Annotated in this window: 12 protein-coding genes; all 12 read right to left on the minus strand. The window is 35.0% G+C overall.

Translation table 11 applies throughout. From position 1 onward, the window contains the following. Nucleotides 1–39: 39 nt before the first annotated feature. Entirely contained in the window at nucleotides 40–1617 is a 1578-nt protein-coding gene (gene istA, locus FGL37_RS13925; RefSeq protein ID WP_232048695.1) for an IS21 family transposase, read from the minus strand. Nucleotides 1618–2324: 707 nt separating this feature from the next. Then, on the minus strand, nucleotides 2325–2864 hold the full coding sequence (locus FGL37_RS13930) for a hypothetical protein (RefSeq protein WP_028069701.1): 540 nt from the start codon (nucleotides 2862–2864) through the stop codon (nucleotides 2325–2327). 7 nt (nucleotides 2865–2871) lie between these two features. After that, nucleotides 2872–4305: a hypothetical protein gene (locus FGL37_RS13935; protein ID WP_028069702.1), complete on the minus strand. Its 1434-nt coding sequence runs from the start codon at nucleotides 4303–4305 to the stop codon at nucleotides 2872–2874. A gap of 211 nt (nucleotides 4306–4516) precedes the next feature. Then, on the minus strand, nucleotides 4517–5731 hold the full coding sequence (locus FGL37_RS13940) for a hypothetical protein (protein WP_028069703.1): 1215 nt from the start codon (nucleotides 5729–5731) through the stop codon (nucleotides 4517–4519). Beyond that, a complete protein-coding gene (locus tag FGL37_RS13945; RefSeq protein ID WP_028069704.1) occupies nucleotides 5718–6740 on the minus strand; it encodes a nucleoid-associated protein in 1023 nt (340 codons plus the stop codon). The genes FGL37_RS13940 and FGL37_RS13945 overlap by 14 nt, the downstream gene beginning before the upstream one ends. Before the next feature lie 288 nt (nucleotides 6741–7028). Then, nucleotides 7029–8906, minus strand: coding sequence for an MrfA Zn-binding domain-containing protein (gene drmB, locus FGL37_RS13950; RefSeq protein ID WP_028069705.1), 1878 nt, complete (start codon nucleotides 8904–8906; stop codon nucleotides 7029–7031). 5 nt (nucleotides 8907–8911) lie between these two features. Then, entirely contained in the window at nucleotides 8912–12514 is a 3603-nt protein-coding gene (locus FGL37_RS13955; RefSeq protein WP_028069706.1) for a helicase-related protein, read from the minus strand. Further along, entirely contained in the window at nucleotides 12511–13992 is a 1482-nt protein-coding gene (locus tag FGL37_RS13960; protein WP_028069707.1) for a DISARM anti-phage system protein DrmE domain-containing protein, read from the minus strand. The genes FGL37_RS13955 and FGL37_RS13960 overlap by 4 nt, the downstream gene beginning before the upstream one ends. Then, nucleotides 13989–14888, minus strand: coding sequence for a hypothetical protein (locus tag FGL37_RS13965; RefSeq protein ID WP_028069708.1), 900 nt, complete (start codon nucleotides 14886–14888; stop codon nucleotides 13989–13991). The genes FGL37_RS13960 and FGL37_RS13965 overlap by 4 nt, the downstream gene beginning before the upstream one ends. Before the next feature lie 236 nt (nucleotides 14889–15124). Beyond that, nucleotides 15125–15835, minus strand: a complete 711-nt coding sequence (locus FGL37_RS13970) for an FRG domain-containing protein (protein WP_051606797.1) — start codon at nucleotides 15833–15835, stop codon at nucleotides 15125–15127. A gap of 84 nt (nucleotides 15836–15919) precedes the next feature. Beyond that, entirely contained in the window at nucleotides 15920–16561 is a 642-nt protein-coding gene (locus tag FGL37_RS13975; protein WP_028069709.1) for a hypothetical protein, read from the minus strand. A gap of 30 nt (nucleotides 16562–16591) precedes the next feature. After that, the gene (locus FGL37_RS13980; protein WP_028069710.1) at nucleotides 16592–17167 is read right to left on the minus strand and encodes a hypothetical protein; all 576 of its coding nucleotides are present in this window, start codon (nucleotides 17165–17167) and stop codon (nucleotides 16592–16594) included. Nucleotides 17168–17253: the final 86 nt, after the last annotated feature.

A 17253-nucleotide genomic window follows, 5' to 3' on the forward strand; every position in this document is an offset into this window, starting at 1 on the left:
TTTTATTATTGTTTATTTTATTCTGTTCATTCCTGCCGATCATTGTATTGCCGGTCCATCGTTTGGCTGATCAAACAGTGTCGGCTGGCTGCCTGCATAGTATGCTCTCCCCCTGATATTGGCATGCGCCGGCAGGGAGCTTTTTACGGAAGTTTCCTGCTGACTGTTTGCTGTTCCGTTTTCAAGTACATTCCTAAAGCAGTAGTAGGTATATAGCTTGTTTTTTAGTACGTAACTGCATGCTTTGTCAAACTCTTCTGCCGGGAAATCCCGTTTTAGCCTGAACAGTCCGTCACAGGTACGGAATAACTGTTCGGGATAACGTGCCCGTTCAAACAGAGCCTCCAGAAGTTTGGCGAACTCCGCAGAGTGTGCTTTTGCCCTTGTCAGGTACGTTTCATGCGAGCGGTTCTTATACGCCTGATGTTCGGACTTTAAATGTGCCGCCAGAGTGGTGTACGCATTTTCCCTGTAACTGCGTATGTGCGAGGCAATCTGTTTGCCCCGACAATAGATCCAGAGCATACTGCGTGTGTAAATGATCTTTACCTTTGCTCCGATATAAGCAAAGGGTACGCTGTAATAGTGTTTATTGCGCTGCAGGTAGATATGTCCGTTATCCCCAACTTTGAGTTCAGCATAGCTCTTCAGCTCGAAGCGTTCTTTGGGAAGTTCGCCCAATGTTGATTTTTCGGAACTTAAGAACCGCTCTTCCCGACAGTATGGTTTTTGCTGCATCCGGGTCTGGTTGTGCTTTAACATACATACCTTTATAGCTTCATTGAGCGTATGGATATCAAAGAACTGCCTGTTTCTCAGTGGTGCAAAAACACGGGTATAGATCATTTTCACCTGATTTTCTACCAATGATTTATCTTTTGGGCGGCCTGCACGCGCCGGAACCACAGCTGTGCCGTAGTGATTGGCAAAGTCCTCCATGGCCTGGTTCAGGACCGGCTCATATTTATCGGCCCTGATGACCGCTGCTTTGAGATTGTCGGGAACAATGGCCTTTGGCACACCGCCAAGAGACTCCAGGCAGCTGCTCAGTGCATAAAAAAAGTCGGGGGTCTGCTGAGATGGTACAGCGATTGCAAACGCATAGTCTGAAAAGGGCAGGCAGGCCACAAATACCTCACAGGCGACCAGCTCCCCGGTGGACCTGTCAATATAATGGAGCTTTTTTCCGGAAAAGTCAATATATAGTTTATCGCCGGCGGTATGTTCAATCACCATGCTGCCCTTGCGCGAGACAAGCTGTTGCCTTAAATGATAGTTGAACTGTGGATAGCTATAACCGGTGGGATCACTTTCTATATATTCCTGCCAGAGCAGCAGCTTGGTAACTCCGGTACGCTTAAGTTCTTTTTCATAATAGTCAAGACGGCTTTTTAGGTACTCAAACTTGTCTGCCTTGTAAGCAGGATTCCCTGCGTGGAACGACTTTTCCAACAGGGGATCCTCCTGTTTAAGAAGTTCTTCCGTATTGAAACCGCCGTCGGCCATCTTTTTGAGATAGGACTTCACCGTATTCTTGCTCATACCAAGGATGCGGGCGATTGTTTTTATCCCGCTACCGCTCTGGTACAATCTGATTAATTGCTTTATCTGACTCATTCGTTTTGGTTTTCCAGCCATCAGTGATCCAAATTGTTTGATCACTAAGTAACAAAAACTACTTGCTAAGGGGTCAGTATGCTCCAGCGAAATGAACTGAAAAATAAATTAGGGGGTCAACATGAGCCAGTATGGCAGTTGAATAACAGCTTTAAACGCAATATGCATCCCTAAATCTATTTCAATTTTGAGGGGTCAGCTTGTTCAAGTATATCCACCAGTAATTCCGCTGCAAAATACACCACTTTGGTATAGAGTTCTAGCAGCCTAATTATAAGTTGAAGGTCTTTTAAACGATTCCTAAAAGACTGCCATTCCGACACAAAGTGCACCAATAATTCCGCGGCAAAGTACACCACTGGATATTTAAGAAAAAAGATTGCTAAGTTGGGGACTGTATTAGACCTAACGATATGGCAAACAGACCTCTAAATATGCAGAAAATAAGACAGATATTGCTGTTTTTGGAACGTGGCTTTTCCCAGCGTTCCATCGAAAGGGAAACCGGTATCAATAGACGTACTGTAATGCTTGGACTGAGGATATGCAATTTAATATTGCCACCAATCAGACGTTTTTTAAGACCTATGATTCAATAAAATCAATTTTTATAGGGTATAAGGATTTAAAACCTTATTATATTTTATTAAAGTTTGAGAATGATAGTCATCTAGTTCATTCAAAGGATATAAACGTGAAAATGGATATCAAGTTCTTGCTAATGTATCGACTATAAAAATTGGCTCGTTAAAAATTTCATCGTCTTCCAGATAACCAGGATAATTTGCTCCATTAAATTCTTCTATCTCTTTATAAGCAATTTCCCGTGGTAACCATTCAACATCTATGCATGGAATGACCACCATGGCATAAATACAATCAATAATATTTGATTCGCCCTGTTCAATATATGTTTTCGAAGAAAAAGGAATCTCATTACCTAATTTCCATGCGAGGAAAAAGTTAAAAATACTTACCCAAATCACATAAACCTCTGATGCTCCAATACGTACTTCAAAATTAATCCCACGATCTTCTTTAATGAAAGGTCTAAACCTCTTGATCTGATATTGTGGGAAATCGGTGTGAAACTTATCCAAAATTCTATTCACAAGATCAGGATTTTCCTGTTCGAATTTGTCACTCCTCTTATAGATATTTATTAATTTAGGAGATCCATTTTCATAGTGTTTCCAAAAGAAATCCCTATCAAAATAATTATTAATTATGTTCTTAATCTTTTCCATATATAAATTATTGACAACCTGTCATTGGTGTTTTGGCGACCGTGCGGCCACTCAGATTCGAAGATACTGTTGCTTCTGGATATATTTTTTTTATCTGCAATACCATTTCCGCTATGAAATATACGGGAAATTTTCCTAGTTCCATTTGTCTCTTAACAGCTTTATAAGAATACTTTTTTAAAATATTATTCATAGCAGTATTGGCTGCCTCAGCCGCCACTAGCGATGCTTGTGTACTGGGCCTATCGCCGCTAACACCGATTTCAAGATTAAATGTTGATGAAACTATAGGGGTACCTGTTGTAACTACTGTCCAAATATTTTCAAAATAGCTATCTGCAATTGTATTAACAGTAACACCTTTTAACGATGCTTCTTTCCACCCTGGAAGACCACTTCCAGCCTCTACTACACTTGTAAAAGCAAAAGACTGTGGACAAATACGATTGATTAAAAGCTGCTGCTGCTGTTCAGGAGATAGGTAGTCATCTATTTCTTCTGGACTCTGATTTGATCCTCCTCCAGATCCATCATCTTCTCCGGGAAATGGTTCCTCCGGATCTTCTCCAGTACACCACTTTGAATAGTAAGTTACCCGAGGATTGGTATTAGAACCTATACACGGTATGATAGGAATATTATATTGCATCAGCGAAATAATCTTATCTTGTGCCGTATTCTGGAAGTTAAATTCCCATAGATCAGGAGCGATAACCTTAATTTCTTGATTTTCAAAATATGCCTGCCCTCCCTTATTTGAAAAATATTCTCTAATTTTTTGAGTTAGATGTTCTGCCAAAATATTAAAGTCACCCGGATTACAGACACTTCCGACACCAGCAAATTGAACTTGCATTATGGCAGTACATCGCTGATCGCTGTTGCCAGCCTTGGCGGCAGATTTTTTTACAAATTTGCCTAGCCCGTTTATATCTTGCGCATTTAAATTTGATTTATCTATCTTTTTTTGAATAATTAGATTTTCGATGGCCGAATTGATCTTATATCCGTTTTTTTGCATAGTTTCGAATAGATAAAAAGCTTCTCCTAATTCCACAGTTGACTTCTGCTGGATCGCTCTGCTGTCCAATATCTCATATTTCAAAAAATTGAAAGCCGCATCTGTTGTAAATGAAAGATAACCCTTTACAGTATGATCATCATTTAAAACGGGGACAACATATTTCACCAAAGTATCTCCCAAAGTTTTAACATAGAGAACTGGCTTAGAATTCAGTAATTCATTTTGTAGAATTTCCAGATTTTTATGTTTGAATGACCTGTGGGTAACTTTTAAAACTTCTTTTACTTCTTCACTGGTGATATTGTAATTTCCACTATTTTCGATTGTGCTGTTTATCTTTTGACAGCTATTGATACATATAGAAGTTAGAAATAAAAAAAGCAAAAATAGGTTGTCTTTTATATTGTTTCTTTTCATGAAAAATCATTTATATATGCAAATATAATATTTAAATAAATGTGTGTCCTGGGTTAAAATATTTTTTAAAAACTCTTTAGTCATTTTGAAGCAGAAAAATGAATATATATGCCGGATTGGCAGAGATATGAACACCTGATCGGACTGGATCAACAACCGGATTTTGGGTGCATATCCTCCGGATTATGCAGGCAGTCAAGAAAAAGTAAATTTAAATTAAAATAAAATCCTTTTTCAGCTCCTCAGTAGGGCCAATCCATACTATTAATAAAATACTTAAAAATAGTACCAATAAAAATACTGCAAAACCAATCATCCACCTTGATTTACATAAAATATAGTCAAAGTCTTGTTTGAAATTCTCGTATATATTAGAATACCTCTTTTGAAAATTATCACGTTCGTCCGTTATGTCTTTCTTTAGTTTAATTAGATCGAAAAAGACAAACCCTATTGTACCCATAACAAAAATTACATAGGCGGAGATAAGATACACAACAAAGCTATTTGCCAACCCATTATTTGTCACAAAGTTACTACTCAATAATGCTGCCCCAATCGTTAAAGGAATGGATATTAATTGTCCACTGAGCTTGTTCTGATAATCATTTAAACTATTAAAATATTGCTCCTGATCCTTTTTGAATAGTTTAGAAATCTTATCAAAAGAGAACTTACTTATGTAAAGAAAATAGCTCTTCTCTGTGTTAGCAAACAAATACTCAAAATTCTCATAAAGCCAAAAGAAAGTTTTCTTGGAATCTGATTGTTTGTCAAAAAAAGCGCAGATGGTATTTTTGAAACAAGCTAACCATTCTTGATTGTTTATTCTTTCTAAAAATTTATCGATATTAAGATACTCAAATTTTCTATTGTATAGTTCATCTACTTTTTTTTGGTAATTGATTTTTACCAACAAATTGTCGTCACCTTTTGAGGCAAAGAAAAGTTCATTTTGCGGATGCGCTTTCTCCAATTCTATCAATTGGTTTTTTATGTCCAAAAAAATATTCAAAAGATCACGATATTGTACGACGTTGAGGATAAAGCCTCCATTTTTTGTCTCATCATTAGCAGCTCTCTCCTTTGAGAAATTTTCATATAATATACAGGTTTTATCATAATCCCAAATAAAAATATCCCTGCCATCAAGGGATAAATTATTTGAACAAACTCGATCATAAAAAGTATCCTTATTTTGAAAAAAGAGTATTTGGCTTTTATCAATATTAATTTCAATTATTTTACTTCCAGACTTATCGAAATCAATATTGGAACTTTGCAAGTCACTAGTGATAGCTGAAATATCTTCTTTAAGCTCTATTTCTAATGAACCGTTTTCGTACCTGATATCCTGAAGAACTTTTGACTTCTCGATAATTTCGTGTAATAACAGTAAGTCAGATAGATTGTCAATTTTCTTCATTTCGTTGTTGCCACAATTGGTTATAAATTGACCTGTTTTTAATTATAACACAGCCATCTTTCAATTCTACAGTTTCGTTTTGAAAGTGCTCTACGTCTAGGCTTACACTTATACCCTTTACTGACGCCTTATACCGTATAAGCTTTTTTAGAGAACTTGTATTAACTTTAAAATCTGAATCTAACTCAGTACCATAGCTTTCTTCCGCATACGTTCTTAAATATGATGGATCCTGATAAAACAAATCACTTAATCTATCGACATTAATATAACCTTTATTGGCTCTTTGTTCACTCCAAATAGTATCATGAATATGTTTTAAAAAATCATCCTCATCTCCATCAAAAGTATCGGGTTCACCGATTTCTTTTATAATCTGTATTAGATTATTTGTGTTAATTTTGCTACTAGTTCCATCATCTACACAAACCCAATCCTTAAAATACTGGGATGCATCTTCCGTTCTTTTGCTTATTATTGCTATATAATTTCGATCTGTCTTTGCAACATAAGAATTTACATTTAATCGGAATCCCATCGCCATTTGCTCGATATTTATATTTTGTGTAGTATCTACGCTATATATTTTATGTTCTTCATCCCAAGAAATATTAAATGCATCTTTATTTCTCACAATAACAATCGATAAGAAATTTATTCCTTTCAGCTCATAATCCGAAAAAACATAAAAACCACCTGTTGCAAAAGGTATATTCTCTACAAGATCTTCTAATTTTCTCATTCCGGTTTTACTCCATGAAAGAAATCTTTTATCAGTTTTATCTTTATTTATATATTTATGAGCATTTATATAAATAGGTTCAGATTGAGTATTAGTTTTAAATCGATGGTAACTCGTAATTGACTTCTCAAATGACTCATGAATATTCTCAATCATTTTAGTTAATCCATCGTTGACCAATAAAAGAGATTCAGACGGCGTGTAGTCTACTTCTGTTTTTCCAGATTCCTTTATAAGTTCATGTATAATTAATCTATTAAGCTTCATTTTGAATTAGGTTAAATCTTTGATTTCATCTCACAAATAATACTCGTGATGTCTCCACTAAATTTGGCATTACCAAGTTACAAAATAACTTTCTTTTAATAACCATAACAATTCCCATCTTTTTAATTTGACAGCCTCGCAATGAGATTTTCGCTTTTACCTTTCTACATGTTGCGAAATCGTCGTTTCCGACTTGCAGAAGCAATACATGAACAGTTTTCGGAACTACTAAATTTCGGTCTGTAACACATTGGTAACGCTTTTTCTAATTCTCTAAAAGGAATTAATCTATGAAACTAAATTATTGAAAAACCCGTAATCATTGCTTACAACTAATTTCCTGTCAAGGTATAGATTAGATAGTTCACAAGTTGTTTCGGGTGTCAGTGTACAAGAATGACAAGCTGAAAGGTTCAATTGCCCTACACCTTGTCCTTCGGATTCTATACAGATCGGGTCAGAAGAACAATCAGTTGCTCTGAAAATGGCACTATTAATAATGTTATTTAGATTTTTTAAATCGTTGCACAAATTTGAAAGTCCGCCTAAATAACCGTCCGTCCCATCAAAAGCGGAGATTAAAAAGCCATGCATTGTTTCACTAACATACAACCTTTCCGACAAAGAAGATGTAGGATAGCCACACACATATTCCAATTCACGCATTATTAAATGTGATAATGTATGTATCAACACTTTTCTTGGCGTTAACGATTTTGCAATGATTTGGTGCGATTTCCAATCTACATTTTCCGCATTTGATTTTATCTTTTCAGTTCGCTCAATTACTTCTAGTTGTCGTTCCCATTGTTTTAATTTATGTTCGTCTAAAACAAATAAGATCCCTTCACCATAACTTTCTAATGCTGGTAAAGTTCTTGTTTCAAAATTGTTTTTAGAAACAGATTGCCGTTGTACCGTGTATTCGTAATCTGTTGAATTTTGTAAAATTGAATCTACATCAATCGGTTCGTTTCGAGTAAACGAAGTTTGAACAGTCGTCTTTTTGAGTTTATCAATTTTTATGAGCTTGGAAAAACCATTGATGTGTGCATTACAGTCAATTACATGAAATTTGATTTGCTTGTTATCAGGTTGCTTTTTTTCTAAAAAATACTTGTATTCCGTTTCCCTATAAATATTATCAGGAATGTATTTGATGTCGCCTGTTTCCAAATACTGTTGAATTAGTTCCTTGTCAATTTTTTTCTGAATACTTACCAATTGAACAATCAACTCATTTGTAAAATCCCCACTTTCAACCATGTTGTCAATGTCAATTCTGATTTCCGTAGAAAGCGGATTTTGTAATTCTGGAATGTATAAACTACCCAATGAATTGGCATAATAAACGCTATTACTTGTTTTGAGTTTCACGCTCGTGTTTGCTTTACATTCTTCTTCGTGAAACTTACCGTTATCGGGTTTTAACCAATACTTCTTACCAGGACAAGGTTGCTCAAAATTGAAAACACCTCTTAAATTTGCTCTCTTCTTACAGTTTTTACATTCAATCCAAATACCCGAGAGTTCCGTATTCTCACGACTAATTTTATAAATTAAGTCTTGATTGTCACAGCACGTTTGTGTAAAGTCTAATTGAGGTCCATTTGGCTTTTCGGTTGCATTTTCGTTTTCTTCATCGTTTTGTTGGCTTATGTCACTTGACAAACGATTGTTCCAAAATTCCCACGGCAAATCGTGAATATGTCCGTTACTACAGGTCATTACAAAACGAATTTGTTCCAAATGATTTTCCTTGCAATCCTTATTACTGCATTTGGGTGGATTGAAAAAGTCAGTCTTTTTTCCTGAAGCCGTCCACCGTTTTTTCCATTCACTATAATTTGCAAAACGGTTGCAACGTGTGCAATAAAACCATTTCGGAAAATAACTTGCTTTTGGTCTTACGTTATGCAAAAACGAATCTCTATCGGTTGGAATTGCAACCAAATGTTTCAAATTCGGAAAACGATTTTTTAAGCGTTGTAATAAACGGTCGTCTTTAACAATGTAATGAGCCAACTTTTCGTTCAGTTCGCTGTACCCCCATTCATCAAAGGTTTCTATGATGATAGAATTATCCGTTGTTTCAATCAATGAACCTACACCGCCATAATTTGAAATATGTTTGCTTCTTCCGTGTTTTATTTTATCGTTCGGCATAAGTTCTAATATTGTTTAATTAAAATTTCAGCAGTTGGCTCGACGCTTCTCATTGATTGCATTGCTATTAATGTGTCATCGTCATTTTTCTTTTCCTGTATAGGAATAATTAAGGATGGGCGGTCTTTCCAATAATAATGCTTCAAGTCTTTATTTGATTCAAGTTTATACCTCCACTCTCTCAAAATGTCATCTATCTTTTCTGTGATAAGTTGAATATCGTTTTGAGCAAACTTGTGTTCAGTGAAAAGTTGAATTAAATTACTTCGTAATTCGTTTTCTACATTATCATCAATCAAAGCATTTGCCATGTCATTGGCTGTATATGGTGTCGTGTGTCTGAAATACGCAAGCACAAGCGTAAACAACATTTTTTCCAAAGCGTTTTCGGCAAATGGGGTTACGCTTAATGGTTGAACTTGCTTGTAGAATGTTTTGTGGAATTGGACGAAATCCTCGTAGTACGATAAATCACGAGTGTTAAAGGGGTCGTAAAGTGTAATTACCAAACCTTCATTCTTCCGTGCAACACGGCTACTTGCCTGAATATATTCGGCTGTGTTTGGTGGCATTCCGTTCATTACCATTACACCCAGTCTACCAACATCAAGCCCTACACTAATCATATTGGTTGCCAAAACCAAATCGTAAGCTGTGTGTTCTTTCATGTTACCGTCAAATTCTCTCTCTAATAAGTCCAAATTCTTTTTGATTTTCTCATTGGGAATACGGCTTGTCAATTCAATATTTCGGTAAGAAAGTTTGTTGTAATTGTTTGCTGAAATAAAATCATCATTCAAATAGCGAACTTGTAATTGCTTGATGATTGGCTTTAATTCGGAATTAATTTTGTTTGAAAAACGTCCGATTTCCTTCAAACTTTTGAAGTAGGAAAGAATTGTCCAAAAATTATCTGCTTCTTTTTTGTCGCTTGATTGTTTCCAAATTTCTAATCTTGCAAAAAGTAATGAAGCCAAAAGTTGCAAGTTGGTTACAACGGTTGTTTTTCCTGTCGGCAAAATTCCGATGTATTTTCGTTTACTTTCTTCAATGACTTTCGAGAAAAACGTATCATCTGCATTTGTTGCGTATTGCGGAAATACTCGGGCTTCTCGTCCGTACAAACCTTGAATTTGTTTGTCCACATTTTTCACAGTTGCGGTTGAAGCAATGATTTTCGGATTATCGCAAAGTTTCAACAAAGCGTTTTCAAATAAACCAACTAAACTTCCCAAAGTTCCGTTCAATAAGTGCAACTCGTCTTGAATAATCAACTCGGGTTTTCTGTTATTACGATTGTTGAAAAATGTTGTTGCTTCGCCTTTCCACGCAAGCATTGCAAATTTATCTACCGTTGCAAAAAGAACGGTTGGCGGTTTGTTGTAAATATCTTCATCAATCAACACAACAGGCAAACCGCCTTTGGTTTCTGAAAAATGACAAGCATCATTCAAACAATGGCATTGTAAATTTGCTTTTCCAACTCTGTGTCCAATTTGTAAAACCTTGTCGTCTTGGTTTAGTCTTGAAATAATTTTTGTGTTACACCACTGGCAATTTGATAATTGAAAAGGATTAACAACATGATTTTCACCTGTGTTTAGTTTTTCTTGCGCCTTTTTTAGTTTGGTTTCTGCTTCTTTTAATGTGTTTGGAATGGTTTGATTTCCTACCCAAAAACCAATAGAAACAGGCTTATCTCCTAAATCATTGTAATGGCTTCGGATAAATTCACAAGCTAAAATCATTTTTGAGGCTCGTTCAAATTGCTGTGCAGAAAGCAAACGCAAGGTGTAACGAATGATAATGTTTACACCGCCATAATTGTTGGAATAATTTATTCTTCGCCAAAAAATCAAAAAAGCTGAAACTGCTAAATACGCTTCTGTTTTACCGCCACCTGTGGGGAAGTACAACAAATCAATCAACTCTTTTTCTGTGCTGTTTTCATCTACAAACGAAGCTAAACATTGCAGAATAAAAGCCAGCTGAAACGGTCGCCATTCAGGTATTCTACTTGACGGAAAATCTAAATTGTCGTAATCATCAAAGTTGTGTTGCAACGCTTCGTTTCGCTCCCAAACTTCAAAACCTTCTTTTTTCTTACTAAAATGCTGTGCCGTTTGGAACATCTGCAAATAAATTGCTGTGTTTGCCAACTGAAACGCACGCAACGCATTTTCGTTCTCAGAAAGCAATCTTATTCCGTTGCTAATACGCTTGTAAATTTGCTCGCATTTTGTAATGTTTTTCAAACCTAATTCATTTTTGTTAGCTTCTTTTCGCGCATCTTCAATCCAAGTTTTATACGCTTCTGCCACTTTGCTAAGGTTTGAAATAATGTTGTCTTTACTTGTGTTGTAAACAGAAAGATTTTTGATGTTAAGAATCTCGCCTCTGATTTTGTCGGTTTCCGAACTTTGGCTTTTTACATCGTATTCCGGCAAAAATGTAGATTGTATCCATTGTGGTGTGTTAGGCGATTGAGCATTTTCCCAAGTGCAAGCTGTGTTGTGCCCAATCCCGAAAGCCAGTTTATCACGATAGAGATAATCCAACATTCTATCTTCATCGGTTTTATAAAGATGTGCTTTGTAATCTCTGAATGGTAACAATTTTTCGCTTTCAATTCTAATTTCGGTCTGAAAACAAGACAATTGATTTACTTTTTCTTTTGAAAGTGAAAACTTGCCTTTTGCAATCAACGATTTATTTTCAACAATTGCCCTGATGTAGTATTTATCTGCATAGTCAGGATAGAGTTTCAAATGAAATACAAGACTTTCTTTCATCTCTTTACTCCATTTTTCAGTATTTACGTTTAGTTGTTCAGATAACTTTAATTCTATATGCTGATTGTCGGCAGAAAGAATATCCGCAATGTTTATTTCAACTTCAATTTTGTTATCGTTACGTTTGTATTTATCCTTGAAAAATAGTTTTGAAATGGTTTTGTATAAAGCATGGTCGTAAGAAGTGGCTTTGGTAAAAGCCTTTAATCCGTCTTGAAATGCCTGATATTCTGCGGTTGTTTTTCCGTCTTTGGTTCGTTGTAATTTTTTAGTTTGAGAAAGTGTTTTGTTTTCCTCATCGTAACTCACAACACTATTCAATCCGTATTCACTCAATAAATTTACACTATCTCCACCATAAGAAATTTTAATTTCTTCGGGCTTTGCTTTGATATAATTACCAAAACGAACAATTGCTTTAAACCTTTTACAAGTGTTTTTAACGGCAAACGTAATTCCGAAATGTGAGGGAAAAAATGTGTTTGCTGTGTATTTTGGTTGCGTGTCGGTTTTGTCTGTTTCGTCCTCGTCTTCTTCAAAAACTTCTTTAAGTTTATTTTCTTCTTCAATCTTATCAGAACTTAAATCGGCTACATCGTCCACATCTTCATCTTTCATTTCCTGTTCACCATTATCACTCCCATTTGGTTGTAATTGTTTTGGAAATAAAATACCCGAAAAGTACCGTTGTAAAGGCTTTCCTTCAATGATTTCATCGCTAAAATCTTTTTTACAATGAAAAAGGTCTGAACCGGGGCCGATTATTTCTTTCTGAACTCGCTCAATAACTATATCTCTATTTTCTTTTACGCTCATAATTCAATTAATTGTAAGGCTTCTTCTTCCAAAGTTTCAATACTCTCATCAAAAACATCTTTACTTACTACGGTATGTATTGGCATAAATTCATCAACAAAGGATTGTAATGTGTTTTCGTTGAAATTTCGCTTATGCAAAATTTCGCCTATTTTGTTTTCTTTCAAAAACAAACGCAATTCTTGTTTCAAGCCACGACCAAGCACTATCATAGTACTATTATAAGTAGTTTTTGACTTTAGGATTGGTTTTAATACGATGTCAATTTCGCTATTCGATTTATCTTGAAAATAAAGTTTCAAGATAGCTCTCAAATCGTTATTGAACATCGGAAATTTCCTTAAACTTTTTTCCCCTCCGTAGGTATCAAGCGTTGCTTGCATAATACGAAGTCCTTTTTCTTTTAGTTTTTGATAGAGTAAATCGTTGCCATATTTGTTTCGTAACTCTACAATGATTTGCTTCCAAAGTTTTGAATGTTCTTCAACTTTTCCAAAAACATCAGGTTCAGTTTCAACAGCAACTTGATACAAATTTTCTGCTAACCGTTCCTTTGGATAAACTCTGATTTTATCACCAATTTTGATTTTGTAAATTTTATTCAAATCGCCTTTATCCGTAAAAACCGTATCATTACTTTCCAAAAGTATCGTGTCTATATCGGAAGTTACTTTATAAATTAGCTTTTCTTCGATTTCGTTTAGCAATAAATCACTCTCGTTTTTGTAACCATCATAAGCTCTGTCACTCATCTCGTCTAACCGGAAAACTATATCATTTATTGTAGAACTAATACCGGTTACATTATCTCGAACTTCTTTGTATTCAATTCCACAAATTGTCAAACGGTCATTTGATTTTATTTCCTGTTCAACAAGTTTCTTTCTTTGGTCAAGGTATTTGTGATACAGGTTCTTTTCTTGCTTGTAAACGATAAGACGGATCTCATTATCCAAATTGTACAGATAGTCAAAATCTCTTTGTCCGTTGAACGAATGAAAAACTAAAACTTTGTTTTGGATGTCCGTCCTTTTCAATGCTGAAAATGATACAATTTCAATCTTTTCGTTTTGGATGTGTTTGTCGATAAAATCCAAATCATTGTTATCAAAAACGGCAATCATTCTTTTGTCAGTTTCAGTATTCAAAAAGTTAAACAAAACTTTTTGCTTCGGCAAATTCTCTTTGAGATAATAAAGCGTTGCAAGCAATTCAGCTTTAGGATTATTGTTATCCAAATAATCAAGTGAATAACCGCCTGTATTGTCCAAAGCATTTTCTAATTCTCGATTTATTTCAACTCGTTCAATTAAATTTTCAATCGTTTCATATTGAACTGCATTTAAGGCAATTCGTAAAATGTTTCCGTAGGATTTTAATTCAATCCCAAGTTTCAAATTGGCATAAGCAATTTTTTCATCAAGATTCTTGATGTGTACTTCTAATTCGTTACTGGGTATGTTTCGGAAGTTAATCATAAAGCGTTCACAATTTCAATTTCTTCTTTAAACCAATTCCAACAAGGAATAGATTGGCTTTTCACAAGCTTAGAAAAATCGCTATTGGAAATGATTATGAGATTGAAACCAAAACGGTTTTTATCGGAAACCATTTGTTCAATCTTATCTGCTTCTGTGTCAAATACAACAATAGTTTTGACTTTTTCGTTTCTCAAAAGAATATTTGAATAACAAACTTCATACTTTGGTGTAAAGTACGCCAAACAATCCTGCAATGCAGGGATTGACCTTATCCAAGAGGCGTTTTGTTCTTCTCTTGGATTGGGTAAATAGGCACAAGGGATTTTGTTCCTGTTCGGTAAGCTATCCCATAAAGTTTTTCTCGCTATGAAGACAGTTTTTTTTTCAAAGTTTGTAGGTGTAAAGTCTAGCTTTAATGCTTTGTTCAGGTCAGAAAAAAACTTAGTGTAACCTTGTAACGTTGTTTGTCTTGTGCCTTGTTCTATAGGAATAAACTTTTTTACCAAATCATCATATTTTATATTTAATTGAGCTTTATTTTTGGTATGCTCCAGTAAATAACTTCCATTACTTATACCCTTTATAACATAGTCATGCTTTTTTCCGTGTGTATATTTTCTTTTATCTCGTAATCTACTTCCTTTCGTTAATGTGGGTAAGTCATAATGGTTTTTGTAGATGTCGTTAGCAAATTCAAGAAATAAATATTGCCCAATTTCAAAAATAATTTCTTTAGAGTTCTGAAAGTTGAAATGTACCGCTTTATTTTTGTGATTATGCTCTAATATGAGTTTTGTAGTTAAACACGAAATATTATCATTAAAAACACCAAGCATACCGGCACTTCTAAATCTATCCCAAAGGGTTTGATAGTATTCCTTGTTTAAAATCATTTGGTCATTGATTACTCTCTACCAAATTTACTTAAATTATTTTGGATTAAGTTGCGCTAACTACAATAAGCTCTTCTTAGCCTGTTCAGCCGCCATTTTTAAGGGCCACTTAACCATGACATCATGCTATAATTGTTTGCTTACCACCATGATCTTGTTGTCGCTTAGCTTTAAATTGCAGAAACCTGCCATAAAATTGTGTGCGATACAGTTTGAGTTGTGCCAGGGTCTTATAGTTAATGTTTTTCTTCCAAATATTCCCAATTTAAATTTAAACTAAGCCCATTAATATCGGGGTAGACACTTCCGCTATTAATCCCGAAGACCGATAGTTTTCGGAGGATCTTTTTCTTTAAGCTGGCAGGGATTTTGATTTCAGTCAGGTGCTTTTTAGCTTTTTTATTAGTTTCCAACTTAACAAACCTACCGGCAGATCTTGAGTACGCGTGGGCGGTAAACCACCCATATTGAGCAACTATTCTTTCATTGTTTAACATTGGTTTTAGGATTTTGGTACTTCTAATTTCAAATGGGGAAGTTTTCTTATCAATATCAACGCGCATGTTGTTATCACAAGAGAAAATATACAAATAAGCATCATCATGTATATTATTAAGATTTTGACATGCGAACCAAAGAGCGATAAGTGGATTGCTAGTCCAATCTAAGAGCCGCGTTTTAAGTCCAAAATGTTGTGCGTAAACTAACCATTCCCAATCTGTTGTAAATTCTTTTTTTATCAGGAGGGAAGATCTACGTTTGAAATCACTAAGCATATCACGCTCCAATTCCGTAGTATCCTTAGATGAGTTCTTTCTACATATACTTGGTAGCAATGGATGATTATGGGATTGACCACGGAATAAATTGATTTCATATCCTGACATTTCGACAGCATCAAGATGATTTATGAAATCTATAAATGAAGATATTGTTTTTCTATCCATGTTTGATTAGGTTCTGGTAATGGTTTATAAATGACTAATTTGTAAATATAATAAATGTACCTGTCTTAAATTTGCGAAACAATTTTATTCTCCAAAGACAAACCTCCCATTCCCATTTTTCTTACTCATCAATTTAGGAGCTCCTTTGGTACCATTACAAGATTTTAATGCATTCGCAAGAAACAACGGACGTATTGTGCTTCCGAGCTTTTTCTCACAATCTTTGAGAATATGTAAGGCGTTTTTGGGTTCCCCAAAATATCCTGCGGAGATTTGATTCAATACCCAGTCTTTAACAGCTTGTTCTGAAATTTTGCTTTGGGATTCAAGCAATAAATTTTTGGGTTCAGCGGTTAACATACCTAAAAGCTCTGTATGACAATCATCGAAAACTTTTTCAGCCTTATAAACCACATTGCCCGAATGATCATTAACTTTTGAAATCTGAATAGTATAGTTAGCACTAGTTAGATCAGGAACAATAGCCTGAATATCGCAATCAAAAATTTCTCGGAAGATATTATTAAATGGTACAGAATAAATTAAGGTATGGGAAAGATCTTCCGCATCACGAACATAAAAGTCTCGTTGCCCCATGAGGAAAGAAAGTTCGAATTGACTATAACCTTTTTTCTTTCTCAAAAGGAATACATTGAGCATTTTTTCGACCTCTATTCGTGGCATGGCAATAATGTTAATTATTTCATATTTATGATCAACTAGCATAAAATGGCCATTTCTTTGACCACAAAGATACTAAACCTTTTTTTGCTTATTGATAAGGATGTACGTGTTTACGTCGCCTTTAAGCACTACCTTGAGTCTTTTGTTTCTACCTTTCACGGCGTTTTCCAGAGGCTGTGTGAAATCTTGCAGCACCCAATTCCTGTTCTGAACTTTGTTGGATTCTTCGACAATTTCTTTTAATGTACGAGGAGATTTAAAGAAGTCTGTAGATTCTATCATTGCATTTAAAGTAACAGTCGGACCAGATCCTAGCGGAATCGGATCGACCTTTTTAACTACTTTTTCGTTGCTGAGTACATCCGAAGGATATAGATCATAAATTGTATAATGGGTTTTTCCTTCAAATTCTAGTTCTAACGCAGGATTTTCTGTAATTAATTTGTTTATATAAAGTACTATTTCCGACAAGACTTCATCGCTGTAGCTTCCCTCATTTTGCTCATTCTCCATTGTTCCAATATAATTAGCACTCTTTCCAATACCTTTGGAGAGCTGGCTAGCAGACAAATTGAAATGTATTCTTATACGCCTAACAGCATTAATGTTGTAAAGTTGAATGGGAGAGATGAAAACTAATTTTGCCATTTGCCAATTTGGCAAAGAAAATTATGTATCATATTTATATGTAAAAATTTGATTTTATGATGCGTCTTTATTATCTTTGTTTTAGT

The sequence above is a fragment of the Sphingobacterium thalpophilum genome, assembly GCF_901482695.1.
Lineage (GTDB): Bacteria > Bacteroidota > Bacteroidia > Sphingobacteriales > Sphingobacteriaceae > Sphingobacterium > Sphingobacterium thalpophilum.

Excerpts from the sequence above, each read along its gene's own strand:
- istA (WP_232048695.1), bottom strand. The coding sequence starts at position 1,617 with ATGAGTCAGATAAAGCAATTAATCAGATTGTACCAGAGCGGTAGCGGG.
- FGL37_RS13930 (WP_028069701.1), bottom strand. The coding sequence starts at position 2,864 with ATGGAAAAGATTAAGAACATAATTAATAATTATTTTGATAGGGATTTC.
- FGL37_RS13935 (WP_028069702.1), bottom strand. The coding sequence starts at position 4,305 with ATGAAAAGAAACAATATAAAAGACAACCTATTTTTGCTTTTTTTATTT.
- FGL37_RS13940 (WP_028069703.1), bottom strand. The coding sequence starts at position 5,731 with ATGAAGAAAATTGACAATCTATCTGACTTACTGTTATTACACGAAATT.
- FGL37_RS13945 (WP_028069704.1), bottom strand. The coding sequence starts at position 6,740 with ATGAAGCTTAATAGATTAATTATACATGAACTTATAAAGGAATCTGGA.
- drmB (WP_028069705.1), bottom strand. The coding sequence starts at position 8,906 with ATGCCGAACGATAAAATAAAACACGGAAGAAGCAAACATATTTCAAAT.
- FGL37_RS13955 (WP_028069706.1), bottom strand. The coding sequence starts at position 12,514 with ATGAGCGTAAAAGAAAATAGAGATATAGTTATTGAGCGAGTTCAGAAA.
- FGL37_RS13960 (WP_028069707.1), bottom strand. The coding sequence starts at position 13,992 with ATGATTAACTTCCGAAACATACCCAGTAACGAATTAGAAGTACACATC.
- FGL37_RS13965 (WP_028069708.1), bottom strand. The coding sequence starts at position 14,888 with ATGATTTTAAACAAGGAATACTATCAAACCCTTTGGGATAGATTTAGA.
- FGL37_RS13970 (WP_051606797.1), bottom strand. The coding sequence starts at position 15,835 with ATGGATAGAAAAACAATATCTTCATTTATAGATTTCATAAATCATCTT.
- FGL37_RS13975 (WP_028069709.1), bottom strand. The coding sequence starts at position 16,561 with ATGCTAGTTGATCATAAATATGAAATAATTAACATTATTGCCATGCCA.
- FGL37_RS13980 (WP_028069710.1), bottom strand. The coding sequence starts at position 17,167 with ATGGCAAAATTAGTTTTCATCTCTCCCATTCAACTTTACAACATTAAT.